Origin of the sequence: Bordetella trematum, assembly GCF_900078335.1 — a bacterium.
In the GTDB taxonomy this organism is placed as follows: domain Bacteria; phylum Pseudomonadota; class Gammaproteobacteria; order Burkholderiales; family Burkholderiaceae_B; genus Bordetella; species Bordetella trematum.
On record NZ_FKBR01000050.1, the window covers coordinates 142,500 to 168,708 of the forward strand.

General features: G+C 66.1%; 23 protein-coding genes. 10 read left to right on the forward strand and 13 right to left on the reverse strand.

The features are described from left to right. Nucleotides 1-155 precede the first annotated feature (155 nt). Entirely contained in the window at nt 156-758 is a 603-nt protein-coding gene (locus A7V84_RS20020; protein ID WP_025517619.1) for a cupin domain-containing protein, read from the reverse strand. A gap of 253 nt (nt 759-1,011) precedes the next feature. After that, nucleotides 1,012-4,497: an indolepyruvate ferredoxin oxidoreductase family protein gene (locus A7V84_RS20025; protein ID WP_033533981.1), complete on the reverse strand. Its 3,486-nt coding sequence runs from the start codon at nt 4,495-4,497 to the stop codon at nt 1,012-1,014. Between the two features lie 110 nt (nt 4,498-4,607). Here A7V84_RS20025 and A7V84_RS20030 point away from each other — a divergent pair, with 110 nt between their 5' ends. Beyond that, on the forward strand, nt 4,608-5,519 hold the full coding sequence (locus tag A7V84_RS20030; RefSeq protein ID WP_063492083.1) for a LysR substrate-binding domain-containing protein: 912 nt from the start codon (nt 4,608-4,610) through the stop codon (nt 5,517-5,519). A 21-nt stretch (nt 5,520-5,540) separates the two neighbouring features. Here A7V84_RS20030 and A7V84_RS20035 read toward each other — a convergent pair whose 3' ends face one another. Further along, nucleotides 5,541-7,841 (reverse strand): UvrD-helicase domain-containing protein, encoded by a 2,301-nt coding sequence (locus tag A7V84_RS20035; protein WP_025517623.1) that lies wholly within the window; start codon nt 7,839-7,841, stop codon nt 5,541-5,543. Continuing rightward, nucleotides 7,838-9,043, reverse strand: coding sequence for a DesA family fatty acid desaturase (locus A7V84_RS20040; RefSeq protein ID WP_025517624.1), 1,206 nt, complete (start codon nt 9,041-9,043; stop codon nt 7,838-7,840). Before A7V84_RS20040 ends, A7V84_RS20035 begins: the two co-directional genes overlap by 4 nt. Before the next feature lie 376 nt (nt 9,044-9,419). Between A7V84_RS20040 and A7V84_RS20045 the strand changes: the two genes are divergently transcribed. Beyond that, complete coding sequence (locus A7V84_RS20045; protein WP_127070804.1) at nt 9,420-9,713, forward strand: hypothetical protein; 294 nt, start codon at nt 9,420-9,422, stop codon at nt 9,711-9,713. Nucleotide 9,714: 1 nt separating this feature from the next. Here the strand turns inward: A7V84_RS20045 and A7V84_RS20050 are convergent, their stop codons facing one another. Further along, nucleotides 9,715-11,067: an RsmB/NOP family class I SAM-dependent RNA methyltransferase gene (locus A7V84_RS20050; RefSeq protein ID WP_025517627.1), complete on the reverse strand. Its 1,353-nt coding sequence runs from the start codon at nt 11,065-11,067 to the stop codon at nt 9,715-9,717. A 160-nt stretch (nt 11,068-11,227) separates the two neighbouring features. Then, on the reverse strand, nt 11,228-11,830 hold the full coding sequence (gene purN / locus A7V84_RS20055; protein ID WP_025517629.1) for a phosphoribosylglycinamide formyltransferase: 603 nt from the start codon (nt 11,828-11,830) through the stop codon (nt 11,228-11,230). A gap of 111 nt (nt 11,831-11,941) precedes the next feature. On the opposite strand from purN, the gene A7V84_RS20060 reads away from it, so the two are divergent. The 4 genes from A7V84_RS20060 (at nt 11,942) to coaBC (ending at nt 17,521) form a co-directional block, all read left to right on the forward strand. Continuing rightward, nucleotides 11,942-12,907, forward strand: coding sequence for a bifunctional riboflavin kinase/FAD synthetase (locus A7V84_RS20060; RefSeq protein WP_025517631.1), 966 nt, complete (start codon nt 11,942-11,944; stop codon nt 12,905-12,907). Next, on the forward strand, nt 12,897-15,758 hold the full coding sequence (ileS, locus tag A7V84_RS20065) for an isoleucine--tRNA ligase (RefSeq protein ID WP_063492082.1): 2,862 nt from the start codon (nt 12,897-12,899) through the stop codon (nt 15,756-15,758). Before A7V84_RS20060 ends, ileS begins: the two co-directional genes overlap by 11 nt. A gap of 2 nt (nt 15,759-15,760) precedes the next feature. Further along, entirely contained in the window at nt 15,761-16,264 is a 504-nt protein-coding gene (gene lspA / locus A7V84_RS20070) for a signal peptidase II (protein WP_025517635.1), read from the forward strand. Between the two features lie 63 nt (nt 16,265-16,327). Further along, nucleotides 16,328-17,521: a bifunctional phosphopantothenoylcysteine decarboxylase/phosphopantothenate--cysteine ligase CoaBC gene (gene coaBC / locus A7V84_RS20075; RefSeq protein ID WP_033533978.1), complete on the forward strand. Its 1,194-nt coding sequence runs from the start codon at nt 16,328-16,330 to the stop codon at nt 17,519-17,521. Nucleotides 17,522-17,546: 25 nt separating this feature from the next. Here coaBC and A7V84_RS20080 read toward each other — a convergent pair whose 3' ends face one another. Beyond that, nucleotides 17,547-18,503 carry a nucleoside recognition domain-containing protein gene (locus A7V84_RS20080; RefSeq protein WP_063492597.1) on the reverse strand — a complete coding sequence of 319 codons (957 nt, stop codon included), beginning with the start codon at nt 18,501-18,503 and terminating at the stop codon, nt 17,547-17,549. A 143-nt stretch (nt 18,504-18,646) separates the two neighbouring features. Here A7V84_RS20080 and A7V84_RS20085 point away from each other — a divergent pair, with 143 nt between their 5' ends. The 3 genes from A7V84_RS20085 to dut are packed head-to-tail and all read left to right on the forward strand — an operon-like array spanning nt 18,647 to nt 20,285. Continuing rightward, on the forward strand, nt 18,647-19,294 hold the full coding sequence (locus A7V84_RS20085) for a DedA family protein (protein WP_025517638.1): 648 nt from the start codon (nt 18,647-18,649) through the stop codon (nt 19,292-19,294). A gap of 10 nt (nt 19,295-19,304) precedes the next feature. After that, on the forward strand, nt 19,305-19,784 hold the full coding sequence (locus A7V84_RS20090; protein WP_025517640.1) for a hypothetical protein: 480 nt from the start codon (nt 19,305-19,307) through the stop codon (nt 19,782-19,784). Between the two features lie 39 nt (nt 19,785-19,823). Then, nucleotides 19,824-20,285 (forward strand): dUTP diphosphatase, encoded by a 462-nt coding sequence (gene dut / locus A7V84_RS20095; RefSeq protein WP_025517642.1) that lies wholly within the window; start codon nt 19,824-19,826, stop codon nt 20,283-20,285. A gap of 27 nt (nt 20,286-20,312) precedes the next feature. Here dut and ehuA read toward each other — a convergent pair whose 3' ends face one another. From ehuA to lhpI, 6 genes are all read right to left on the reverse strand, one after another. Next, nucleotides 20,313-21,083, reverse strand: a complete 771-nt coding sequence (gene ehuA, locus A7V84_RS20100) for an ectoine/hydroxyectoine ABC transporter ATP-binding protein EhuA (protein ID WP_025517644.1) — start codon at nt 21,081-21,083, stop codon at nt 20,313-20,315. Then, nucleotides 21,080-21,754: an ectoine/hydroxyectoine ABC transporter permease subunit EhuD gene (gene ehuD / locus A7V84_RS20105; protein WP_033533977.1), complete on the reverse strand. Its 675-nt coding sequence runs from the start codon at nt 21,752-21,754 to the stop codon at nt 21,080-21,082. The genes ehuA and ehuD overlap by 4 nt, the downstream gene beginning before the upstream one ends. Further along, nucleotides 21,751-22,392, reverse strand: a complete 642-nt coding sequence (gene ehuC / locus A7V84_RS20110) for an ectoine/hydroxyectoine ABC transporter permease subunit EhuC (RefSeq protein ID WP_025517647.1) — start codon at nt 22,390-22,392, stop codon at nt 21,751-21,753. The genes ehuD and ehuC overlap by 4 nt, the downstream gene beginning before the upstream one ends. Before the next feature lie 5 nt (nt 22,393-22,397). Beyond that, nucleotides 22,398-23,279: an ectoine/hydroxyectoine ABC transporter substrate-binding protein EhuB gene (gene ehuB / locus A7V84_RS20115; RefSeq protein ID WP_033533976.1), complete on the reverse strand. Its 882-nt coding sequence runs from the start codon at nt 23,277-23,279 to the stop codon at nt 22,398-22,400. Nucleotides 23,280-23,441: 162 nt separating this feature from the next. Beyond that, complete coding sequence (locus A7V84_RS20120; protein ID WP_025517650.1) at nt 23,442-24,605, reverse strand: ABC transporter substrate-binding protein; 1,164 nt, start codon at nt 24,603-24,605, stop codon at nt 23,442-23,444. 93 nt (nt 24,606-24,698) lie between these two features. Continuing rightward, nucleotides 24,699-25,646, reverse strand: coding sequence for a bifunctional Delta(1)-pyrroline-2-carboxylate/Delta(1)-piperideine-2-carboxylate reductase (gene lhpI / locus A7V84_RS20125; protein ID WP_063492081.1), 948 nt, complete (start codon nt 25,644-25,646; stop codon nt 24,699-24,701). A 123-nt stretch (nt 25,647-25,769) separates the two neighbouring features. Between lhpI and A7V84_RS20130 the strand changes: the two genes are divergently transcribed. Then, nucleotides 25,770-26,195 (forward strand): OsmC family protein, encoded by a 426-nt coding sequence (locus A7V84_RS20130; RefSeq protein ID WP_025517654.1) that lies wholly within the window; start codon nt 25,770-25,772, stop codon nt 26,193-26,195. Nucleotides 26,196-26,209 lie beyond the last annotated feature (14 nt).

The window sequence follows — 26,209 nt, forward strand, 5'->3', positions numbered from 1 at the left end:
GCGTTGAACGACGGGTCCGGCCGCGCAGGCCAGACGGATCCCGAAGGCGGCGTGCTACATACAGGCCTGGCGCGGGACCGGCAAAAACAGCGAATTCTTGGCGTGATACGCAACCGGGCCCAAAACGGGGGGTCGCGCTTGGATGCATCTACGGCTTAATACGTCGGCGGCGTAATTGCCCAGACCACTTCGGTGGGCACCAGCCCGGGGTTGCGATAGCGATGCGGCTGCGTACTCAGGAAGGCGAAGCTGTCGCCCGGTTGCAGAAGAAAATGCTTATCCTCGACCCATAATTCCAGGTTTCCCTGGATCACTACCCCGGCCTCCTCGCCGCGATGGCAATAGGCCTGTCCGCTGTCGGATCCAGGTTCAAGGATGCAGACCAGCAACTCAAGCTGGCCGGAAAGACTGGGAGAAAGCAGGTAATCGGCGGCGCCGGAGTCGAATGACAGGCGGCGACGCTGCTCGTAGCGCACGACGATGCCGCTGTCGGTCGGGTCTTCCGGTTTGCCTTTGGGAAAAAACCAGCTGATCTGGACATCGAGGGCGCGGGCGATTTCCTGCATCGCGCCGATGGTCGGCGTGGTCAACCCTCGTTCGAGCTGGCTGAGATAGCCGATCGACTTGCCACAGCGGTCCGACAGCATCTGCAAGGAATAACCTCGCGCGCGGCGGAGATTCTTGATTTCCTCGCCCAGCCATGTGGAGGCATTGGAGGCACCATCGTTTTCAGGAAGACTGCTTGCTGCGATCGACATGTCGGCTCCAGGGCTACATACCTAATCCGCACTACAAGACTGCCTGCTGCGTTTTCATCAGTCTGAAACTTCACCTCCCTTTTTTTAATAGGTGCTTACCCGTAACTCGCAATACAGCCCGGGTTCCCTGGACTCTCGATGCCAGGCCGGATGAAATTGCGCTGCCTGTTTTTCAGAGGGGCTGCCGGGCCACACCCGTCAAGGGCAGCCCACCCGGCCGCGCAGGTTCAGGCCTGCACGGCCGGGGGCCGCATCAGGCCGCATGACGCAAGGGATGCAAGGCCCGGTACTGTTTCAGCAGCGCCTCACGTCGCCGGGCGGCCTGCTCGATGCTGGCTGCCTTGACATGGCCGTAGCCACGGATGGCGGCGGGCAGTTCGGCCAGCGCCCGGGCCGCCTCGCGGCGCTCGGGTAGCAGGCTGGCTGCCAGCTCTTCGGTCAAGGCCAGGTAGTCGTTCATCAGGGCACGCTCCATGCGCCGCTCCCCGGTATGCCCGAAGACGTCAAAGACACTGCCGCGCAGGCCGCGCAGGCTGGCCAGCACTTTGAAAAGCGGCTGGACCCACGGCCCGAAACGGCGCTTGCGCTGCCCGCCCATGAGCGGCGGGGCAAGGTGAAAGACCAGCTGGTAATCCTTGCCCGGCTCGCCTTCGAACTGTTCGCGCAGCCTTGCGTGGAAAGCCGGTGACGTGTGCAACCGGGCCACTTCGTACTCATCCTTGTAGCTCATCAGCTTGGCGAGGTTGCGGGCCACGGCGCGCGTGATTTCCTGGCCCATGCCCTGGCTGCTTTCGCGCTGCCTCACGGCATCGACGGCGCGCACGAAACGCTCGGCATAGGCAGCGTTCTGGTAGCCGCGCAGATGTCCGGCCAGCCGTGCGATCAAGGCATCCAGCGACTCCGGCATCGCAACGCGGTGCTCGGCCATGGGCGACGACTCGCCGCGATGGGCCAGCTGGCGACCCAGTTCAAATGCCTGCAGGTTCTTCTCGACCGCCACGCCATTCATCTCGATGGCGCGCCGCAGACTGGCGCGCGCCAGTGGCACGGCGCCGCGTTGCCAGGCGAAACCAAGCAGCAAGGGGTTGGCGAAAATGCTGTCGCCCAACAAACGCTCGGCGGTCGGGCCGGCATCGACGAAGTCGCAGCCTCCATCAGCCGCCCGCGCCAGCGCGGCTTCCGCCTGGGTGCCCGGGAATTTCCAGTCGGGCTGGGACAGAAAGGCCGCCGTCGGCGCAGCGCTACGGTTGACCACGGCGCGCCCGCCCTTGGGGCGCAGCCGCGAAAGAACTTCGGGCGAGGCCGCGACCAGTGCATCGCAGCCGATCACCAGGTCTGCTTCGCCCAGGGCCACGCGCGTGGCATGCAGGTCTTGCGGGCGGGCGGCCAGCTGGACGTGGCTGAGCACGGCGCCGCCCTTCTGGGCCAGCCCCGCCATATCCAGCACCGTGACGCCCTTGCCTTCCAGGTGGGCGGCCGTGCCCAGCAGGGCTCCGATGGTCACCACGCCCGTGCCGCCGACGCCGGCCACCACCAATCGGCAGCTGCGCCCGTCTTCAAGCCTGGCGAACTGCGGCTCGGGCAAATCCGGAGGCGTTGCGGCCCCCGCGGCCTGCGGCTTCCTGACGCTGGCCCCCTCGGCCGTGACGAAGCTGGGACAGAAGCCTTCCAGGCAGGAGAAGTCCTTGTTGCATGACGATTGGTTCACGCGCCGCTTGGTTCCCAGCGGCGTTTCCAAGGGTTCGACCGACAGGCAGTTCGACTTCACCGAGCAATCTCCGCAACCCTCGCAGACGGCTTCATTGATGAACACGCGCCGCGCCGGATCGGGATAATCGCCACGCTTGCGTCGGCGGCGCTTCTCGGTGGCGCAGGTCTGGTCGTAGATCAGGACCGTGGTTCCGGCGATTTCGCGCAAGTCGCGCTGCACCGCATCCAACTCGCGCCGATGATGCACCGCCACGGCCGCCGGCAGCGCCAGGCCTGCCTGGTACTTTTCCGGTTCGTCGCTCACCACCACGACACGCTTGACGCCTTCGGCAAGCACCTGGGCAGCAATGCCCGGCACGGTCAGGACACCGTCGATGGGCTGGCCGCCCGTCATGGCGACGGCATCGTTATAAAGAATCTTGTAGGTGATGGGCGCCTGCGCCGCCACAGCGGCACGGATCGCCAGCAGGCCCGAGTGGAAATAGGTGCCGTCTCCCAGGTTGGCGAAAATATGCCGCTCGGCAGTGAAATCCTTCTGGCCCAGCCAGGCCACTCCTTCGCCGCCCATCTGGCTGAAGGTGTCGGTGTTGCGGTCCATCCACATTGCCATGTAATGGCAACCGATGCCGGCCACGGCGCGCGAGCCTTCCGGCACGCGGGTCGAGGTATTGTGCGGGCAGCCGGAGCAGAACCACGGCTTGCGCTCTTCGACCACGATGGGGCGCGCCGCCTCGCGCTCCTTGGCCTGGATCACCGCCAGACGCGCAGCCATGCGCGCGCGGATCGCCTCGGGCAGATCCACCTTGTCCAGCCGCGCGGCGATCGCACGCGCGATCATCGCGGGCGACAGTTCATAGCGTGCCGGCAGCAGCCACTGGCCACGCGGAGCGGACCACTCTCCTCCCCCGTTATCGCGCTCGTCGAATTTGCCGAACACACGCGGGCGCACATCGTCGCGCCAGTTGTACAGTTCCTCCTTGAGGGCGTACTCGAGAATCTGGCGCTTTTCTTCGACCACCAGGATTTCCTGCAGGCCGGTGGCGAAGGCGCGCGCATCCTGGGCGTCCAGCGGCCAGATGCAGCCGACCTTCATGAGGCGGATACCCGCGGCACGACAGGCATCCTCATCCAGGCCCAGGTCATTGAGGGCCTGGCGCACGTCCAGGTAAGCCTTGCCGGCCGTCATGATCCCAAAACGGGCCTGCGGCGAATCCAGCACCACCTGGTTGAGCCGGTTGGCGCGCACGTAGGCCAGCGCGGCATACCATTTGTGATCAACCAGGCGGGCCTCCTGGGCCAGCGGCGTGTCGGGCCAGCGGATATTCAGTCCACCCTCGGGCAACACCCCGTCAGGCAGGACGATGGACAAGCGCTGGGCATCGACCCATACCGAAGCGCTGGACTCGACCACATCGGTCACGCACTTCATGGCGACCCACAGGCCCGTATAGCGGCTCATCGCCCAACCGTGCAGGCCGTAATCGAGGTATTCCTGCACATTGGCGGGATAGAGCACCGGAATGCCGCTGGCGATCAGCACATGCTCAGACTGATGCGCTACCGAGGAGGACTTGGCAGCATGATCGTCGCCAGCCAGCAGCAACACACCGCCATGTCTGGCCGAGCCCGCGGCATTGGCGTGCTTGAGCACATCGATCGAACGATCCACTCCCGGCCCCTTGCCGTACCACATGCCGAACACCCCATCGCGCGTCGCGCCGGGAAAGAGATTCACCTGCTGGCTGCCCCAGACCGCGGTGGCAGCCAGGTCTTCGTTCAGCCCGGGCTGGAAAACCAGATCCTGCGCCGCCAGCTGTTGGCGGGCCTTCCAGAGCGCCATGTCCAGCCCGCCCAGGGGCGAGCCCCGATACCCTGAGATATAGCCCGAGGTATTCAAGCCGGCTGCGCGATCGCGGTCACGCTGCAACATGGGCAGGGTTACCAGGGCCTGGGTGCCGCTCAGATAGCGGCGCTCCGGGGCCAGGGCGGCCAGCGATTGGGCCGCGGCGGCCGACAGCGGGGCATTCATGTCTCTCTCCTTTATCCCGAACAGGTTTGAGCGGAGTGTAGGAAGGCCCGGCACTATCGTATATTGATATATTCTGACCTCTGTTATTCGATAAACGGAATTCATACGCCATGAGCAAGGACGTCACGCTGCGCCAGTTGCGCTACTTTGCCGCCGCGGCCCGCAGCGGCCGGCTGTCCATGGCGGCGGCCGACGAACACGTTTCTCAATCGGCGGTGACCAATGCCGTGCAGGCGCTGGAGACGCGCCTGGGAGTCAAGCTCTTTGAACGCCACCCCCATGGGGTGAGCCTGACTCCCGAAGGCCATCATTTTCATCAGCGCGCACGCGAAATCCTCGACGCCCTGGATGACGCCTTGAGCGAACCGGGCTTCCAGCGCTACGCGCTGCGCGGCGTGGTGCGCATCGCCGCCTCCTATACGGTGCTGGGCTATTTTCTGCCGGCGCTGCTGGCGCGCTTTCGGCGTCGCTATCCGGAGGTCGTGCTGGATCTGGTGGATATGGATCGTCCGCAGATCGAGGCCGCTGTGGCCGCCGGCGAGATCGAATTAGGGGTGGCGCTGCTATCGAACATGGCGCCGGACAGCCCGCTGGCGCGTCATGTGCTGGTGCGCTCGCGGCGCCAGCTGTGGGCGGCCAGCGGCCACCCTCTGTTGCTGCAGCCAGCCATCACACTGCAGGAAGTGGCGCCGCAGCCTTACATCCTGCTGGAAATGGACGAAGGAGAGCGCTCGGCACTGAGTTACTGGGAGGCGCGCGGCTTGCGGCCCGGAATCGCCTTTCGCACCCGCTCGATGGAAGCCCTGCGTGGTCTGGTGGCGCACGGCTTCGGCGTCACTATTCTTTCAGACATGGTGTTTAGGCCGTGGTCGCTGGAAGGCAAGAAAATTGAATCGGCGCCGCTGGCCGACGCCATCCCGCCCATGGAGGCCGGCCTGCTGTGGCGGCCGGGGCAGGCCCTCGCACCTGCGGCCGCTGCCTTTCGGGATTTCATGATCCATGCAGCCGTGGCCGGCAGCTGAGCCGCCGGCCTGCCCCGTGGATCAGGCCAGGATGTCGAGCTTGGCGATACCCAGCGCCAGCGTCTTGGTGCCGACGTCGCGGAACTGGATCTGCGCCTGGGCATCCTGCCCATTGCCGCTCAGCCCGATGATGGTGCCCTCACCGAAGCGCGCATGGCTCACGCCCTGCCCGACCCGGTACTGGATCTCGCCGACCGTCACTCCACTGGTGGAACCGGCACGCGGCGCACGCGGCGTTGCCGCGCCGGTCTGGCGGCGCCCGAAGGCGTCGCCCCTGCCTGCCCAGGCCGAACCCGCATTGCCGCTCCACCCCGAAGCGGCCGCTGCCCCGGCGCGCGGGGTCAGCCACTTGAGGTGGCTGTCCGGGATCTCTTCGAGAAAGCGCGAGCGCATGGCGTAGCGCGTCTGCCCGTGCAGCATCCGGCTTTGCGCCAAGGTCAGGTACAGACGCTCGCGCGCCCGGGTCACGGCGACATACATCAGGCGGCGCTCTTCTTCGAGCCCGGCCGGTTCGAGGATGCTGTTCTCGTGCGGGAAAAGCCCCTCTTCAAGACCGGTGATGAAGACGGCGTCGAACTCCAGCCCCTTGGCGGCATGGACGGTCATGAGCTGCACCGCTTCCTGGCCGGCCTGCGCCTGATTGTCGCCCGCCTCCAGGGCGGCATGCGACAGAAACGCAGCCAGAGGCGTCATGCCGGCGGTCTCGGCGACCGGCGCATCGACCACGCCCGGCATCAGCGCGTCGTCAGCCCCGCCTTGCGGCACGACGCCGGCCGGCAGGCCCTCGGCCCCCTCTTCGGCGGCAAACACCGCTGCCGCCGTGACGAGTTCGTGCAGGTTCTCGAGCCGCTCGGCACCCTCGCGCTCGGCCTGGTAGTGGGCCTTCAGGCCGCTTTCCTCGATGATGTGTTCGACCATCTCGGGCAAGGGCAACTCGCGCGTCTCGGCCGCCAGGCGGCCGATCAGCGTGGCGAACTGGGCCAGATTGGCACCGCCCTTGCCGGGCACCCGGGCCACCGCGCCGAACAGGCTGCCGCCATCGCCGGCGGCAGCATCGGCCAGATTTTCCAGCGTGCGCGCGCCGATCCCCCGGGTCGGGAAGTTCACCACCCGCAGGAAGGAGGTGTCATCGTTGGGGTTGGCGATCAGACGCAGATAGGCCAGGGCGTGCTTGATCTCCTGGCGCTCGAAAAAGCGCAGGCCGCCGTAGACCTTGTAAGGGATGCCCGCGGAAAACAGCGCGTGCTCCAGCACGCGCGATTGCGCGTTGCTGCGATACAGTACGGCGATTTCATTGCGCGGGCGGCCTTCGCGGATAAGGGCACGGATTTCATCGACGATCCATTGCGCCTCCATGCCGTCGGAAGGCTGCTCGGTCACGCGGATCGGCTCGCCCTCGCCCTGGTCGGTCCAGAGATTCTTGCCCAGACGGCCCTGGTTGTGGCCGATGAGCGCGTTGGCCGCGTCCAGGATGTGGCCGAAGGAGCGGTAGTTCTGCTCCAGCCGGATGACACGCCCTTGAGCGTAGTCGCGCTCGAAATCGGCCATGTTGCCGATATTGGCGCCGCGAAAGGCATAGATGGACTGGTCGTCGTCGCCCACGGCGAAAATCGCTGCCCCGCCGCCTGCCAGCAGCTTGAGCCACTTGTATTGCAGGGTATTGGTATCCTGGAACTCGTCAACCAGGATGTGCCGGAAGCGGCGCTGATAGTGCTCGCGCACGGGCGCGTTGCGGCTCAGCAATTCATAGGCGCGCAGCAGCAGCTCGGCAAAATCCACCACGCCCTCACGCTGGCACTGGGCTTCGTAGAGCCGGTAGATTTCGATCAGCTTGCGGCGATGGGCATCCCAGGCCTCGACCTGGTCCGGACGCTGGCCTTCTTCCTTGGCACCTGCGATGAAGCGCTGCACGTCGCGCGGCGGATACTTCTCGTCGTCGATGCCCTGAGCCTTGAGCAGGCGCTTGATAGCAGCCAGCTGGTCGGCCGTATCGAGAATCTGGAAGGTCTGCGGCAAGCCGGCATCACGATGATGCGCGCGCAACATGCGGTTGCACAGGCCGTGAAAGGTCCCGATCCACATGCCGCGCGTGTCGATCGGCAACGTGGCCGCCATGCGAGTCATCATCTCGCGGGCTGCCTTGTTGGTGAAGGTAACGGCCAGAATGCCAAAAGGACTGGCCTGGCTGGTTTGAATCAGCCAGGCCATGCGGGTCGTGAGAACCCGTGTCTTGCCGCTACCCGCCCCGGCCAGGACCAGGGCATGTAGCGGTTCGAGGGTGACGGCGGCGCGTTGTTCCGGGTTGAGCTTGTCCAGCATCATGCCGCGTAGCGGCGCAGACGCAGTGCAAACTGCTCGAGCCCGGCGATGCCGCTTTGCTGGGCGCGCTGGCACCAGGCCTGCAGATCATGCAGCAGTTGTTCGCTGCTGGCGCTGGAACTTTCCCACAGACGGCCCAGTTCGCGGCGCATCTGCACCAAGGTCGACAGCGAGGCGTTCTTGGCGATGACCTGATCGACCTCGGCCAGCTGGGCCGGTTGCAACACGTCCTCGTTGCGGGTCAGCGTGCGGCGGGCACGCTTGAGGCTCGTCCAGTTGCAGTCGGCCGTACCCTTGCGCGAACCCTTGAGCTTGGCCAGCTCCTCGCTCGCCGCCTGCTTGATCAGGTCAGCATAGCGGGCCATGACTTCGTAGCGGTGGGTGATCACGCCCTGCAGCGTGCGCAGGTCGATGGACTTGGCATCCGGATCGAGGGTCAGCTTGGGCGCGACCTTCTTCACCTTGGCCAGACCGAGCCAGCGCAGGATGGTGATGTAGCCCCAACCGATATCCAGCTCATACCATTTGGCCGAGAACTTGGCCGAGGTGCCATGGGCATGGTGGTTGTTGTGCAGCTCTTCGCCACCGATGATGATGCCCCACGGGAACACGTTGGTGCTGGTGTCCGGGCTGTTGTAGTTGCGATAGCCCCAGTAGTGGCCCACGCCGTTGACCACGCCAGCCGCCCAGAAGGGGATCCAGGCCATCTGCACCGCCCAGACGGTCAGGCCGATGGCGCCGAACAGCGCGATGTCGATCGCCAGCATGAACAGCACGCCGGCCAGGCTGTGCTTGGAGTAGACGTTGCGCTCCATCCAGTCGTCAGGGGTGCCGTGGCCGAACTTGGCCATGGTTTCCTTGTTGGCGGATTCCTGGCGGTACAGTTCAGCGCCACGGAACAGCACCTTCCAGATGCCGAACAGCATGGGCGAATGCGGGTCGCCTTCCTTTTCGCACTTGGCGTGGTGCTTGCGATGGATCGCAACCCACTCCTTGGTGACCATGCCAGTGGTCATCCAAAGCCAGAAGCGGAAGAAATGCATGACCGCGGGATGCAGATCGAGGCCCCGGTGGGCCTGGCTGCGGTGCAGGAACACCGTGACCGACACGATCGTGATGTGCGTCACGATCAACGTAAAGGCCAGGATCTGCCACCAGCTGGCCTGCGTCAAACCACCGGAAATGAAAGAGAGGATGTAATCCATAAAACCGTTTTCTGAGCCTCATGAAAAGAGTGGGAGAAGTGTAGCCCACCTGTTTTTCTTATGACAGCGTCGTTTCAAAATAGTTTTTGAGAGAAATCAAGCACTAAGCTGTGACTTGCCAGTCCGGCCAAGGTGCCTGGAAAGCGCCGGCGAATCGCGGGCACCCACCCAAGATGAGGGCATGGCGCGGGATTGCAGCAGCGCATCTACACTTTGCTACATACTGGCAGCAAGCATACTGATTTGTTGGACCAGCAACCAGCCCGCCAGGTTCACCCCTGAGCGCAGGATGCGGTGAACTTCGTTTATGTTACGCCTTTTTGTCGCTATTTTCTGTTTTTTTATCAACCCGCCTGCGCATAGCCAGGTTTTCGCGATGGCCCCCGGCGAATCCAGGGTGCTGGCGGAATACCACGAGCTGCGCGGCTGCCAGCCCCTGGCCGCCCCGCACCTGCAACTGACCCGCCGCCCTGCCCTGGGCTCGGCCACCGTCATGAGGGCCGAAACCACGCTTGCGGCGGCCGGTTGCGCACCGTTGCGCGTCAGCGTCACACGCGTGGTCTACCGGGCCGCACAGCCCGGCGAAGACGAGATCGCCTGGACCGTGCGCTACCAGGGCCGCGGGCGCGCGCCACAACATGAGGCGGCGCGCATCCGGGTGCAGCCCTGATTCAATCTTGCGTCGTCGGCGCAGCACCGTCGCCGGGTGCCGGCATGGCCTCGGTGACCTCGGCGGCCTCGGTGGCTTTGATCGTTTCGGCGGGATCGGCCACTTCGGGCTTCTCGGCCGCGCGCGCCGCACGGCGACGCTCGAAGACAGCGGCAAAAAACCCATCCGTGCCATGCTGGTCGGGCCGCAATTGCACGTATGGCCCCTCCAGGACCAGGTTTTCGCAGCGATTACGCAACAGCGCCGCGGCATCGAGCTGTTCGAAATCGGGATGCTCGGCCAGGAAGCGCTCGGCCTGCCGGGCGTTTTCTTCGGGCAGCAAGCTGCAGGTGGCGTAAACCAGCCGCCCGCCCGGCGCCACGCAACGGGCCGCACTCTTGAGGATCCGGTGCTGCAGATCGGTCATCTCGCCCAGGGCCTGAGGCTGCTGACGCCACTTCAGGTCCGGATTGCGGCGCAGCGTCCCGATGCCGGTGCAAGGCGCATCCACCAGCACGCGCTGGGCCTTGCCAGCCAGGCGTTTGACCCGCACGTCGTTCTCGCTGTCGATGACGACCGGCACAACGTTGGACAGGCCGCTGCGCGCAAAACGCGGCTTGGCCCGCGCCAGACGCGCCGCAGAGACGTCAAAAGCGTAGAGGCGGCCGGTCGAGCGCATCAGCGCGCCCAGCAACAGCGACTTGCCGCCCGCACCGGCGCAGAAGTCGATGATCATCTCGCCGCGACGCGGCCCGACCAGCAGCGCAAGCAACTGACTGCCCTCGTCCTGGACCTCGAACTGGCCGGCCTGGAATTGCGGCCAGCGATTGATCGAGGGGTGGCCCGAGAAACGGATGCCCCAGGGAGAATACGGCGTGGGCTGCGGATCGAAGCGCGAGGCCGGCGGCCCTTCGCGCAGGCTCGCCAGCAGCGCTTCGCGCTCGACCTTGAGCGGGTTGACCCGCACGTCCATGGTCGCGGCGCGGTTAAGGGCGGCCATCAGGGCCTCGGGTTCGGGAAGCTGATCCAGACGCTCTTCCAGCCACTCGGGCACGCTGTAGCGCACGCCGCGCGGCAGCGTCCCGGGGTCGATCTGTTCGACGCGCGTCAGCCAGGCCGCCTCTCCCGGATCCAGAGCCTCCTGGACCCAGGCCGCCCCACGCGTGGCGGCCAGCCCCAGGATGGCCAGGCGACGGGTGGCGTTGCCCACCCCGCTTTCAGCCATCTGGCGGTAGCGGCGCAGATTGCGCAGCACGTCGTAGACCCCTTCGGCCAGCTCGGCACGGTCACGCCCGCCCAGCGCCGGATTGGCGCGCAGCCAGTGCGACAGCACGGCGTCGGCCGGCAGCGCCCACTGCAGCACCTCGCCCAGCACGCGCTGGACCTGCTCGATGCGGTAGGCCGACAGCGGGCGGCGTGCCCGTTCGGATTGGCCGGCCCGCTGGCCGGCGGCCCGCCCTGCGGGACGGGGTGCCTGATGTTTGCTCATGTCGATTCCTGCGGGGGGAGCTCCCCCGAATAGGTCGTCGCCCGTCTCAAGCGGGCGGCGTCCAGGTAAACAGTCTAGCCGGATCACCCTGCACTTCGACACGCTGGTCGGCAGTCAGGGTGACACGGCCGTGGGCCAGCCAGTTCATGGCGGCGGGATAGGCCTGGTGCTCCACCTGGAGCACCCGTTGGGCCAGCGCGTCCGGCGTGTCGCCGGCCAGCACGGGTACGCAACCTTGGGCGATGATGGGGCCGTTGTCCAGCACCGGCGTGACGAAGTGCACGGTACAGCCGTGCACACGCACACCCGTGGCCAGCGCCTGCGCATGCGTGTGCAGGCCGGGGAAGGCCGGCAGCAGCGAGGGATGGATATTAACCAGCCGGCCGGCAAAATGGTTTACGAATCCAGGCGTGAGCACCCGCATGAAGCCCGCCAGCAACACGTAGTCGGGCCGATGGCGGTCGATTTCTTCGGCCAGTGCGGCATCGAAAGCCTCGCGCGACGCGTAATCCTTGTGAAACAGGGCCGCCGTCGGAATGCCGCGCTCGGCCGCCCAGCGCAGGCCGGCCGCATCCGGACGACTGGCAATCACGGCGGAAACCTCGGCCGGCCAGTCCTGGTTCTCGCAGGCCTGGACCAGGGCCTGCATGTTGCTGCCGCGACCGGAAATCAGGATGACGAAGCGGCAACGGTTCGATTGGGTTGAAGACAAGATAAGAAATTCCAAGGCGAGCCAATCCAAAATTGTAAACTCATGCCCGTGAAACCGACGCTGCGCATCTACCACCACCTGCCGCCCCCTGAGCGGCGCACGCCCTGTGCCCTGACCATCGGCAACTTCGATGGCGTGCATCGGGGCCATCAGGCCATCCTCGAACGGGTCTGCCAGGCCGCCAGGCAACGGAACCTGACGCCCTCGGTCATGACCTTCGAGCCGCATCCACGCGACTACTTCGCGCGCCGCCACCAGCGCCCCGAGCTGGCGCCGACCCGCATCAGCGGGCTGCGCGACAAAGTCGCCGCGCTGGCGGCCGCCGGCATCGAGCAGGTGCTGATCGAGCCCTTTGACGCGCGCCTGGCCGAAATGTCGGCCAACGCCTTCATCGAAGACCTCCTGGTGCGAGGGCTGGATACGCGCTGGCTGCTGGTGGGCGAAGACTTCCGTTTCGGCCACAAGCGCAGCGGCGACATCGAGCTCTTGCGCGAAGCGGGCCTGCACTACGGCTTCGACGTGCTGACGCTGGCCGACGTGACCGACCGCCACGGCCATCGCATCTCCAGCTCTGAGGTGCGCAATGCACTGGCTGCCGGCGACCTGCCGCGCGCCGCCCATCTGCTGGGGCAGCCCATGCGCATGAGCGGCCACGTGATCCACGGCCGCAAGCTGGGCCGCGAACTGGGCTTTCCCACCATGAATCTGCGCGTGGCGCCGCGTTGTGCGGCGCGCTCGGGCATTTACGTGGTGCGCGTCTGCGGCCTGGGCCCGCGACCCATGGCCGGCGTGGCCAGCCTGGGCGTGCGGCCGACGGTCGAAGATGCCGGGCGGGTGCTGCTGGAGGTGCACCTGCTCGACGAGACCCTGGATGCTTACGGTAAACTCGTAAGCGTCGAATTCCTGCACATGCTGCGGGATGAAGAAAAATACCCTGACCTTCCCACGCTGACTGCCGCCATCGCCGAAGACGCGCGAAACGCGCGCGCCTATTTTGCCGTTCATGGACTATAAAAAGACCCTCAACCTGCCCGATACCCCCTTCCCCATGCGGGGTGATCTCGCCAAGCGCGAGCCCGCCTGGGTGCAACAATGGGAAGAAAAACGCATCTACCAGGAGATCCGCGCTGCCAGCCAAGGCCGCCCGCGCTTCATCCTGCATGATGGCCCGCCGTATGCGAACGGCGACATCCACATCGGGCACGCGGTCAACAAGATCCTGAAGGACATCATCGTCAAAAGCCGCAACATGGCCGGCTTCGATGCCCCTTATGTGCCTGGCTGGGACTGCCATGGCATGCCCATCGAGATTCAGATCGAGAAGAAGTTCGGCAAGAACCTGCCGGTGACCGAGGTACAGTCCAAGGCGCGCGCCTATGCGCTCGAGCAGATCGACCGCCAGCGCAGCGACTTCAAGCGTCTGGGTGTGCTGGGCGACTGGGATCGCCCCTACCTGACGATGAACTTCAGCAACGAGGCCGACGAGATCCGCGTGCTGGCCCGCATCCTGGAAAAAGGCTACGTGTTCCGCGGTCTGAAACCGGTGAACTGGTGCTTCGATTGCGGTTCGGCGCTGGCCGAGGCCGAGGTCGAATACGCCGACCGGGTCGACCCGGCCATCGACGTGGCTTTCCCCTTTGCCGACAAGGCCGCCGTGGCGCAGGCCTTCGGCCTGGACGCCATCGATGACGGCGCCATCGTCATCTGGACGACCACGCCCTGGACCATTCCTTCGAACCAGGCGCTCAATGTCCACCCCGAGATCGAATATGCCCTGGTGCGCGTGACGCCCACCCCGGTGCACGGACCCCTGGTGCTGATCGCCACCGAACGCGTCGAAGCCTGCATGAAGGCCTGGGGCCTGCAAGGCGAAGTCATCGCCACCACGGCCGGCGAGAAGCTGGCCGGCCTGCGCTTCACGCACCCGCTGGCCCAGGCTGCCGAAGGCTATCAGCGCACCGCGCCGATCTATCTGGGCGACTACGTCACCCTGGACGCCGGCACCGGCGTGGTCCACTCGGCCCCCGCCTACGGCATCGAAGACTTTGTCTCCTGCAAGGCTCACGGCCTGTCCGACGCCGACATCCTGAGCCCGGTGATGGGCGATGGCAAATACGTGTCCAGCCTGCCGCTGTTCGGCGGCCTGTCGATCTGGGATGCCAACCCCAAGATCGTCGAAGCGCTCAAGCTGGCCGGTTCGCTGATGCTGGTGCAGAAGCTGCCGCACAGCTACATGCACTGCTGGCGCCACAAGACGCCCATCATCTACCGCGCCACCAGTCAGTGGTTCGCGGGCATGGACGTCACCCCCATCGATGGCGGCCCGACGCTGCGCGAGTCCGCGCTGGCCGGCATCGATGCCACGGCCTTCTATCCGGCCTGGGGCCGCGCCCGCCTGCACGCCATGATCGCCAACCGGCCTGACTGGACGCTCTCGCGCCAGCGCCAATGGGGCGTGCCGATGGCCTTCTTCGTGCACAAGGAAACGGGCGAACTGCACCCGCGCACCGTCGAGCTGCTGGAGCAGATCGCCCAGCGCGTCGAGCAACACGGCATCGAGGCCTGGCAATCCCTGGATCCTCGCGAGCTGCTGGGCGACGAAGCCGATCTCTATGAAAAGAACCGCGACACGCTGGACGTCTGGTTCGATTCGGGCAGTACCCACGCCACCGTGCTGGGCGGCAAGGACCACGCCCTCAAGGGCTCGCACGGCGCCGAACTGGGCTGGCCGGCCGACCTCTACCTGGAAGGCTCCGACCAGCACCGCGGCTGGTTCCACTCGTCCCTGCTGACCGGCTGCATGCTCTACGGCCAGCCTCCCTACAAGGGGCTGCTGACCCACGGCTTCGTGGTCGATGGCCAGGGCCGCAAGATGAGCAAGTCCGTCGGCAACGTGATGGTGCCGCAGAAGGTCTCCGATACGCTGGGCGCCGAGATCCTGCGTCTGTGGGTGGCCTCGACCGACTATTCGGGCGAGCTGTCCATCTCCGACGAGATCCTCAAGCGCGTCGTCGAAGGCTATCGCCGCATCCGCAACACGCTGCGCTTCCTGCTGGCCAACCTGGCCGACTTCGACGGCGTCAACCAGAGCGTGCCTTTCGACGAACTGCTCGAAATCGACCGCTATGCGCTGGTGATGACCGCGCAGATGCAGGCCGAAGTGCTGGCCAGCTACGAACGCTACGACTTCCACCCGGCGGTTGCCCGCCTGCAGACCTTCTGCTCCGAAGACCTGGGCGCCTTCTACCTGGACGTGCTGAAGGACCGCCTGTACACCACGGCCCCCGGCAGCCAGGCCCGCCGCAGCGCACAGACGGCGCTGCTGCAGATCACCCAGACGCTGCTCAAGCTGATGGCGCCCATCCTGTCGTTCACGGCCGAGGAAGCCTGGAAGATCCTGGTGGACTCGGCCCTGCAACACCAGGCCGACGCCGCCCGCGCGACCATCTTCACCGAAGTCTTTCACCAGTTGCCGCCTTATGCCGACGAGGCCGAGCTGGCGGCACGCTGGACGCGCCTGCGCGGCATCCGCGCCGAAGTCATGCGACGCCTGGAGGCCGTGCGCAGTGCCGGCGGCATTGGCTCCTCGCTGCAGGCCGAGGTCGATCTCTACGCCAGCGGCGAAGAACATGCCCTGCTGGACAGCCTGGGCGACGATCTGCGTTTTGTGTTCATCGTCTCGCGCGCCACGCTGCATGAGCGCGCCGGCGAACTGGATATCGAAATCACGCCCTCCGGCCACAAGAAATGCGAGCGCTGCTGGCACTGGCGCGCCGACGTAGGCCAGGACGCCGATCATCCCGAGATCTGCGGCCGCTGCGTCAGCAACCTGTTCGGCGCCGGCGAATCGCGCGACAAGGCCTGACCATGACGCAAGCCGTGCCCAAGGCCAAGGGAAAACTGGGCGGCGCCCTGGCGCTGGCCCTGTTGATCATCGTGCTGGATCAGATCACCAAGGTCTATTTCAACACGGCGTTTTCCTATGGCGAGCGCCTGAACATCCTGCCCTTCTTCGACTTCACGCTGCTTTACAACCGGGGAGCGGCGTTCAGCTTCCTGGCCAGCGAAGAAGGCTGGCAACGCTGGTTGTTCACCGGGCTCGGCCTGGTGGCGGCGGCCGTCATTCTGTGGTTTTTGCGCCGTACGCCGGACCAGCCTCGTTTCCGGCTGGCGCTCACGCTCATCCTGGGCGGGGCGCTGGGCAACGTGATCGACCGTGTGGTCTATGGCCACGTGGTCGATTTCCTGCTCTTTTACTGGGACAACTGGTACTACCCGGCTTTCAACATCGCCGATGTCGCCATCACCTGCGGAGCGGTGCTGCTGGTGCTCGACGAACTGCTGCGCGCCCGCAGCCAGAAAAAAGCCTGAAGCGGCCTACAATTCCGTCATCGACTTTCTGGAGAAGCAGCGCTGCGGCGCTGCGCGCCCCTCATGCCTGACCTTGCCAACAAACGCCTCGTTCTCGGAATGACGGGCGGCATCGCCTGCTACAAGATCGCCGAACTGGTGCGCCGCCTGACGGAGCAAGGTGCGACGGTCGACGTGGTCATGACCGAGGCGGCGACGCACTTCATCACGCCGGTCACCATGCAGGCGCTTTCGGGCCGCCCGGTGTTCATCGACGCCTGGGATGCGCGCATGTCCAACAACATGGCGCACATCGACCTGACACGCGGTGCGCACGCCGTGCTCATCGCACCGGCCAGTGCCGACTTCATGGCCAAGCTGGCCCACGGCCTGGCCGACGACCTGCTGTCCACGCTCTGCCTGGCGCGAGCCTGCCCCTTGCTGGTCACGCCGGCCATGAATCGCGAAATGTGGGATAACCCGGCCACGCAACGCAACGCCGCGCAATTGCGCGCCGACGGCGTGACGCTGCTGGGTCCGGGCAGCGGCAACCAGGCCTGCGGCGAAACCGGCTCGGGCCGCATGCTCGAACCGCAGGAAATCCTGGCCGACGTGATCGCGTTTTTCCAGCCCAAGCTGCTGGCCGGAAGGCACCTGCTGATGACGGCCGGCCCGACCTCCGAGCCCATCGATCCGGTACGGCTGCTGACCAACCGCTCTTCCGGCAAGACCGGCTATGCCCTGGCGCGCGCCGCGCGCGAGGCCGGCGCCCGCGTCACCCTGGTGAGCGGCGCGACCGACCTTCCTGCGCCGCGCGGCGTAGACGTCGTGCCGGTCGTGACGGCGCAGCAGATGCACCAGGCCGTCATGGCTCACGCCGCGCAGGCCGACATCTTCGTGGCCGTAGCCGCGGTCGCCGATTGGCGAATCAAGAACCCCAGCGAGCAAAAGCTCAAGAAAGAAGGCGCCGGCGGCCTGCCCCCGCTGGAGTTCGAGCCCAATCCGGACATTCTCGCCGACGTGGCAAAGCTGCCCGATGGCCCCTGGTGCGTAGGGTTTGCCGCCGAAACCGAGAAACTCGCAGAGCACGCCGAGGCGAAGCGCCAGCGCAAGGGGATCCCTCTGCTGGTGGGCAACCTGGCCCAGCACGTCATGGGCGCCGATGACACCGAAATGGTGCTCTTCGACGACCAGGGCTCGCATCCGCTGCCGGCTGCGCCCAAGCTCATGGCCGCACGTCGCCTGATCGCCGAGATCGCCGCCCGCCTGCCGCGCTGAGACGCGCCCCCGCGGCCTCGTCGCCTCAGCCGGCGGTCTGGCGCAGGGGGGCCGGATCGGGCCGCCACAGGCGCGCCAGCACGGCCACCACCACCAGCGTCAGCAGCACCCGGCCCAGCAACACGATCCAACCGTTGGCGCCTACCGCCATCAGCAGCACGGTGTCCTCGATCAGGGAGTGCGACAGCGACAGCCACGAAAGCGCCAGGAAACGCGTGCGTGCCGAGAAGTTCTGACGCTGCGCCTCTTCGATGATCAAGGCGCCTCCATACGACAGGCCCAGCAGCACCCCCAGCATCGTGACCGGCGCGACTTCCGGCGCCAGACCCGACCAGCGCAGCACCGGCGTCAGAGCGCGCGTCAGGGCGGCCGTGATGCCACTGCGTTCGAGCAGATCCAGCAGCATGAGCAAGGCCAGGATCACCACAAAGGTCAGCGCCAGCGAGGACAGCGTGCCGCGCAACCACTCGCCCACGCCCAGCGCCGCAGGATCGCCCGCCATGCCGGAGGTCCGCAGCCACTCGAAAGACATGGGCTCGGACAGCCAGCCCGTCGCGCGCGAGATCCAGGAAACCGCCCCGCCATACAGCACGGCCGCTCCCAGGCGTAATGCGGCCGTGGCCCAGAAACTGGCCCCCGCGCGGCGCACGATGGCCTGCTCGACCGGCAGATTGTGCGCAAAGAGAATCATGGCGGCCAGGGCGCTGAACTGCCCGGCCGTCATGTCCAGGCTGCCGGCCAGTCCGACCAGGGCGGCCAGAGCTCCGTAGACGCCGACAAACACGCCCGCAATCCAGATGATGGCAGCCTGCGCGGGCAGGTTCAGCAAGCCCATGACCGGCTCGAAGCCGCGCCCCAAAACCTCGACCCAACCCAGCCATTGGCCGATCTGCACCACCACCATGATGGGCAGCATGACTTTGACCAGCGTGAAGAACAGGCGCAGGCTGCGACGCGCCAGGCGCTCGAGATAAGCAAACATCGACGTCAGCGAAAGAGGGCGGATCCGAAAGGACGCCAGCATATCCCGGAATGCCGCCATACGCAGGCCCGCCCGGGCATGCCGTCCGCTCCTCCGGCCTGCGGCGGTTAAGATAGAGGGGTTATCCCTCACAGGATTTGTGCATGGACGCTTACATCGAACGCATCGGCGCCTTTATCCAGGCCAACCAGGAATGGGCCGGCCCGATCACGTTCCTGCTGACGCTGGGCGAATCAATGCTGATCATCGGGCTGCTGATCCCGGCGACCGCCCTGCTGCTGCTGACCGGCGGGCTCATCGGCTCGGGCACGCTCGAGCCCTGGAGCATCCTGATCTGGGGCGTGGCCGGCGCCATCGTCGGCGATGCCCTGTCGTATTTCATCGGCCGCTGGCTCGGCCCGGGCGTAATGCGGCGCTGGCCGCTGTCCACCCAGCGCAGCGCCGTGGCGCGCGCACGGCTGTTCTTTTCGCGGTATGGTTTCGCCTCTGTGCTGATGGGCCGGTTCCTGGGCCCCATCCGTTCGACCATTCCGACCGTGGCCGGCATCATGGGCATGAAGCACGGGCGGTTCCAGCTCGCCAACGTTCTGTCGGCGCTCATCTGGCTGCCGGTGACCCTGGCACCCGGCTTTTTCGCCGCGCGCGGCCTGGCTGCGGCACGCGACAGCCAGCACGCCGGCCTGATTGCCGGCGCGGCCGCGTCGGTGCTGGTCGGCATCTGGCTGATCGTGAGCCTGACGCGCAAGCGACGCCAACCCTCTGCCGCGCGCCCGCGCGCACCCCGATCCTGACGGAGCCCGCATGTCCATCTATGGTGAACCTAAGAACGGGGATTTTGCCCGCTACGTCGAAGAGCTCTCGCGCCGGGGCATCCCATCCCAGGGCCTGCAGGCCCTGCCGCCAGCGCTCGAGGAGCCCTTGCCGGGCGCCACGCGCGGACGACGCCAGAAAAAAGCCCGCCCGCCTGTCGCCACTCCTGCGGAGCCGGCCTCGATCGATCTATCCGACGACGACGGCTCCGCCGCCCCGCCCGCGACCCTCGCCAGCCAGGCGAGCCAGCGTCAGGCGGCCTCCGGGCTGAGCTTCTTCGCCTTCATCGCGGTCTGTTTCGCGGTCTGGAACCTGGCGGCCTTCGTGGCCGACGAGCACAGCAGCCCGACGCGCTTCGTGGTGCCCGGCCTGATCGCCTTCTGGTTGTTTCGTGCGGCAGCGCGCGCTCGCAAGGCCTCGCGCCAATCCGCGGCCGCCCTGCCCCCGCTGAACCTTCCGCGCAAGCCCTGACGCCTTCTTCCCCCTTTCGCAACCGACGCAATGAGCAAGATGTTCCGACGCATTGAAACCCGCATCGTCAATCCCCTGCTGGGCGAACATATCGATCCGCCCGCCTATGCCACCCCCGGCGCGGCCGCCATGGATCTGCGCGCCTGCCTGGCCGAGCCCGTGACGCTGGCGCCCGGCGCTCGCAGCCTGGTGAAGACCGGCATCGCCATCAACATGACCGACCCCGGCCTGGTGGCCATCGTTGCCTCACGCTCTGGACTGTCGCTCAAGCATGGCGTGCGCGTGGCCCAGGGCATCGGCGTGATCGATTCCGACTACCACGGCGAGATCGGCGTGATCCTGGCCAATGACGGCACCGAACCCTACGTCATCCAGCCCGGCGAGCGCATCGCCCAGCTGATGTTCCAGCCCGTCGTGCAGGTGGCCCTGGACGTGGTCGAGCAATTCTCCACCGACACCGAGCGCGGCACTGGCGGCTTCGGCAGCACCGGCAGGCACTGAGGCCAAGGCGGGCCGAGGCCCGCTATCTCAGGCGGCCTCGATCACGCTATCGAGGAACTGCCGGGTCCGCGCCTCACGGGGCTGCGAGAACAGCTGCTCCGAAGGGGCGTCCTCGACGATCCGGCCCTCATCGAAAAACAATGTGCGGTCGGAACTGCGTTCGGCGAATTTCATCTGGTGCGTCACCAGTATCATGGTCATGGTGCGCTTGGCTGCCAGGTCCCGCAGGATCTGCAGGATTCCACCCACCAGCTCCGGGTCCAGCGCCGAGGTCACTTCGTCGAACAGCATCACCTGCGGATGCATGGCCAAGGCCCGCGCAATCCCCACGCGCTGTTTCTGACCGCCGGAGAGCTGCGCCGGATACACCTGTTGCTTGTCGCCCAGGCCCACCAGCTCCAGGTACTCCTGGGCACGGGCCTGCGCCTCGCTGCGGCTCAGCCCAAGCACCCGGTGCGGCGCTTCGGCGACATTGTCGCGGGCGCTCATGTGAGGAAAAAGATTGAAGTGCTGGAACACCATGCCGATCTTGCCGCGCACGCGCCGGACATGCGCCGAATTGGGCCCCATCTCGCGGCCGTCGGCGTCTTGCCACATCGCCTCGCCATCGACCTCGATGCGCCCGCCGCTGGGACGCTCCAGCGTCATCAGCAGGCGCAGCAGCGTGGACTTCCCTGACCCCGAAGGGCCGATCACCGAGACGGTCTGGCCCGCCGGAATCTCCAGGTCGATGCCTCGCAGCACCTCCAGATCCCCATAGTTTTTACGCAGATCGATCAAACGCAGGCTCGCGCTCATCGCGCCCCTCCTTGTACTCGCTTCAGATAGTGCTCCAGACGCCGCACGCCCCAGGCCGCCGCCAGGCTGAGCACCAGGAACATCAGGCCCACCAGGGTAAGCGGCTCGGTATAGCGAAAAGTTGCCGAGCCGATGATCTTGCTCTCTTGCAGCAACTCGACCACCGTGATGGCTGACAGCAACGGCGTATCCTTGAACATGGCGATCAGGTAGTTGCCCAGAGCAGGCACCACGGGCGGTATTGCCTGTGGCAGCACCACATCCAGGCTGGTGCGCCAGGGCGACAGGTTCAAGGCCGTGGCCGCCTCCAGTTGCCCGCGCGGCACGCTTTCCAGCCCGGCACGATAGACCTCCGAGCAATAGGCCGCGTAATGCAGGCCCAGGGCCAACACCCCGGTGGTGAGTGCAGACATGCCCAGCCCCAGCGTGGGCAGCACATAGAACAGGAAATACATCTGCACCAGAAGCGGCGTGCTGCGCACAAACTCCACCACCAGCGCCACCGGCCAGGACACTACACGCCATGGCGCACGCCGCAGCAGCGCCAGCACCAGGCCCAGCGTGATGGCCAACAACATGCCCAGCACCGTGGCCTGTATCGTGACCCACAGGGCCGCTCCGAGCTTGGGCAGGATTTCCCAGGCAAACGTCCAGTCGAAGATCACATTCATCGCGCCCGCACCTTGTGCTCCAGCCAGCGCACCACGCCTGTGATCAGCAAGGCCACGGCGAAATACATACCCAGCATGATGGAAAAGATCTGCACCGTCTGCAGCGTCTCGCTGCGCAACAACTGCCCCCGGAAAGTCAGGTCGGTGATGGTGATCAGCGACACCAGCGCCGTATTCTTGAGCAGCTCGATCAGCAGATTGCCTCCCGGCGGCAGCATGGCCGGCAGGGCCTGCGGCAACAGGATGCGCCACAAGGTCTGTCCGGGCGTGAAATTCAGGGCCAGCGCGGCCTCGCTCTGACCGCGTGGCAAGGCCTGCAAGGCTCCCCGGACGACCTCGGCGCCATAGGCCCCCGCATTGAGCGCCAGCACCACGATGCCGACCGCCATGGCCGGCAGGCGCAGGCCGAACATCGGCAGCACGAAGTAGAACCAGAACAGCTGCACCAGGGCCGATGTACCGCGAAACAGCTCGACATAGGCCACCGCCAGCGCACGCAGCCAGGCCGCCTGGGCACGCCGCGCCAGGCCAGCCAGCAGCGCCAGCGGCACGGCCAGCAGCGCCGCGCCGGCCAACACCTGCAAAGTCACCAGCAGCCCCTGCCACAACGGCGGAAGAAGCACTTCCAGATCGGCCATCGGGATCACGGGGTCTGCTTGCAAAGCGCCTGGGCCGTCACGCCCTCCGGCAGCTCGGCCGCGGTGAAGCCGAAAGGTTCGACGGCCTTGGCATGCGCTTCGCTGCCCAGAAGCGTGGCCAGCTCCGCATTGAACGCCTCGGCAAAGGCAGCGTCTTCCTTGCGGAATGCGAACGCCCCATAACCGCGCACGTCTTCGCCCTCGATCACCGGATTGGCAAACGGCTCGGCGCGCTCCAGGCCCCCGTCACCCTGCTTGTTCAGCAGGTCGTTGACCGTCAGGGCCGTGGCCGCATAGGCATCCGCCCGCCCGGACTGCACCCCTGCATAGGCGCTGACCGCATCGGGGAAGACTACGATCTGCTCGTCGGCCACCTTGGACTCGCGAGCGTAGTCGGCCTCGATCGCGCCCACAACCACCCCCAGCTTGATATCCGGCTGCTTGGCCACGTCGCCATAGCTGTGCAGTTGCTTGGGATTGCCCTTGGGCACCAGAAAAGCAGCATCCACGCCATAGGTCGGATTGGAGAACACCACCTGGCCGCAACGCTGCGGCGTGATGTACATCCCGGCAGCAATGATGTCGAAGCGTTTGGCCTGCAATCCGGGGATCAACCCGCCGAACTCGGTCAGCACGCCCTCGACTTCCTTGATGCCCATGCGCTCGAGCACCAGACGCGCCACCTCGACGGCTTCACCGGTCACCTGCCCCTTCTGGCTGTCCATATAGGCAAAAGGCGCCTCATTCGCATAACCAATGCGTACGCGGCCGGCAGCCTTGGCCGCTGCCAGCGTATCGGTTGCCTGGGCCTGCTCGGACCCGCCCGAAGGCGTGTCCCCGCCATCGCCGCAAGCCGCCAGGCCGGCCAGGGCTGCCGCCGCGAACATACGGCGGCACGCCCGCCAGGCCATTGGGTAAGCCATCATGATTCCCCCATACTGGTAATTGATTCACTACGAATCATATTCCAATAAATAATTCGTGTCCGAATCAATTTCCAACAAAAAGGGGCAGGTCGCCCTGCCCCGGGGGAAATTGCAACCGCTCGCTCAGGGTTGTCCGGCGTAGGAGAATTTACCGTCCTTGATCACGCCCATGACGCGCGCGCGCTCGTCAAAACCCTGGTGATCGGTCGGCGTGATGTTGAGCACGCCATTGGGCACCGCCAGATCACGGGTGTTCTCGAGCGCATCGCGCAGCGCCTGGCGAAAGGCCGGGGTACCGGGCTTGGCGCCGGTCTTGAGGGCACGCCCCACCGCCGAATCCAGCAGCACCCAGGCTCCGTAGGCGTCGCCGGCAAACTGCGTGAGGGTATTGGGGCCGTACTGCGCCTCGTATTTGTCGGCGAAGGCCAGCGCCACTTCCTTGACCGGATTGTCGGCCGGCAACTCACGCGCCACGACGCCCGGGCCGGTCGGGAACAGCGTTCCTTCGAGATCGCGCCCTCCTACCTGCAGGAACTCCAGCGTGCCGATGCCGTGAGTCTGGTAGATCTGCCCCTGATAGCCGCGTTCGAGCAGCGTCTTCTGGGGCAGCGCCGAGGGCGTACCCGCTCCGGCCACCAGCACCGCATCCGGCTTGGCAGCCATCACCTTGAGCACCTGCCCCATGACCGAAGCGTCGGTGCGCTGAAAGCGCTCCTGGGCGACGATCTTCAGGCCGGCCTGCTCGGCGGCCGATGAAAACTCTTTCCACCAGCTGTCGCCGTACGAATCTGCGAAGCCGATGAAGGCCACGGAATCCAGCCCTTTCTTTTTCATGTCCTGCACCAGGACCGACGCCATCAGCGAGTCGTTCTGGGGCATCTTGAAGGCCCAGGCGCGCTTGGGATCGGACATCGGCTCCACGATCACCGCCGAGGCCGCCAGCGCGATCATCGGCGTGCCCGTCTCGGCCAGCACGTCCAGCCCGGCCAGGGCCGAGGCGGTGATGTTGGGCCCGACGATGGCGTCGACCTTGTCTTCGGAGGTCAGCTTGCGCATGTTCTTGACGGCGCGGCTCACGTCGGTGCCGTCATCCAGCACGATGTAGCGTGCCGGCTCTCCCCCCAGCGTCGCGGGCCACAGGCGCACGGCGTTATTGGTCTGGATGCCGATGGCGGCGGCCGGGCCGGTGGTGGAAACATCGACGCCGATGACGACTTCGGCCTGCGCGCCAAATGCGCACGCCATCGCCACGACAAGGCCGCTACAGCGTTGGAGTAAGGAAATCATGATGGGACTCGGAAAAGTGTCGCGGGCCGAGTGGCCCGCGTGGGTCTGGCCACAAGGTCAGGCCATATTGTGCCTCATGTACCGGCGCAGCCCCTAGCCGCCCCGATTGCCGGCCTGGCGTTCGTAGACAGTGGCCGCGAGCGCCAGGTCCTCCAGGGCGCTGCCCACCGCCTTGAACACAGTGATCTGCCGGGCATCGGCCCGCCCCCTCACGCGACCGGCCACCAGATCGAACAGATTGCCGCGAATGGCGTCCGGCGTCAGGGTGCCGGCGGCAAAAGCCTGCAACAGATCGCCGGATTTGGTGGGCGCCTCATCGGTATCGACATAGACCGCCGTCCCATCGAAGCAGGCCGGATCGGTTTCCATCATTTCCGGCTTGAAGCTGCCGATCAGATCAAGGTGCACGCCCGGACGCAACCAGGCGCCCTGCACCAGCGGAACCGTGGACAAAGTGGCGCAGCTGACGATGTCGGCCTGCTCGACCGCAGCCTGCAGATCGTTGACCGCGCGGGCTGCGATGCCCTGCTCGCGAAGCCGGGCAGCCAGGGCCTGGGCGCCGGCCTCGCGCAGGTTCCAGATCATGACCTCGTCGATCGGCCGCACGGCCTGCATGGCCGCCGGCACCAGCGAGGCAATGCGGCCCGAGCCCAGCACCAGGAGACGGCGCGCATCGGCCCGCGCCAGATAATCCGCTCCCAGCGCTGCGGCCCCGGCGGTGCGATAGGCTGTGACGACGTCGCCATCGACCTGCGCCAGAGGCACGCCGCTGCGTGCGCTGTAGAGCGTATAGGTGGCATGCAGGCCCGGCAGCCCGTCGCGGGTGTTCTCGGGAAAGATGTTGATGACCTTCACGCCGAAATAGCCCGCCTCGCTCCAGGCCGGCATGATCAGCGAAGTGCCCTGCCGCCCTCCCGACTCGATGGCGTGCACATGCCGGGGCGGCACCGTATAGCCGCCGGCAAAACCCTGGCGCAGCGCCGGGATCACGGTGTCGAAATTCAGGGCCGCCTGCGTGGCGGCGGTGTCGATGATCTGCATGGCTTTCCTCCTTGGCCTCATTATGGCCGCGCAAAGCGTCGGTTTTCCAGCCCGCGGCGTGAGCGCTATCATGGCCCCTCAGGCGCCCGCCTTCTGCGGCGCGCCCATTTCCGGGAGTCCACCATGAAACGCAACGCAACCGCAGTCTGGGAAGGCGACCTCAGCCACGGCGCCGGCGCCCTGACCACCCAGAGCGGCGTACTGGATAAACAGCCCTATGGCTTTCGCACCCGCTTCGAAGACGCCCCCGGGACCAACCCCGAGGAACTGATTGCCGCCGCCCACGCCGGCTGCTTCTCGATGGCCCTGTCCAATGTGCTGGGTGAAGCCGGACTGCGCGCCGAACGCATCGAAACACGCGCCGAAGTCGTGCTTGAGAAAACCGATGACGGCTTTGCCATCACGGCCGTGCATCTGGTGCTCGAAGCCAACGTACCTCACGCCACTCAGGAAGCGTTCGAAGCCGCCGCCATGAAGGCCAAGACCGGCTGCCCGGTCTCCAAACTGCTGAACGCCGAAATCACGCTGAAGGCCACCCTGCTCGACTGACCCGGCTGGCGGGC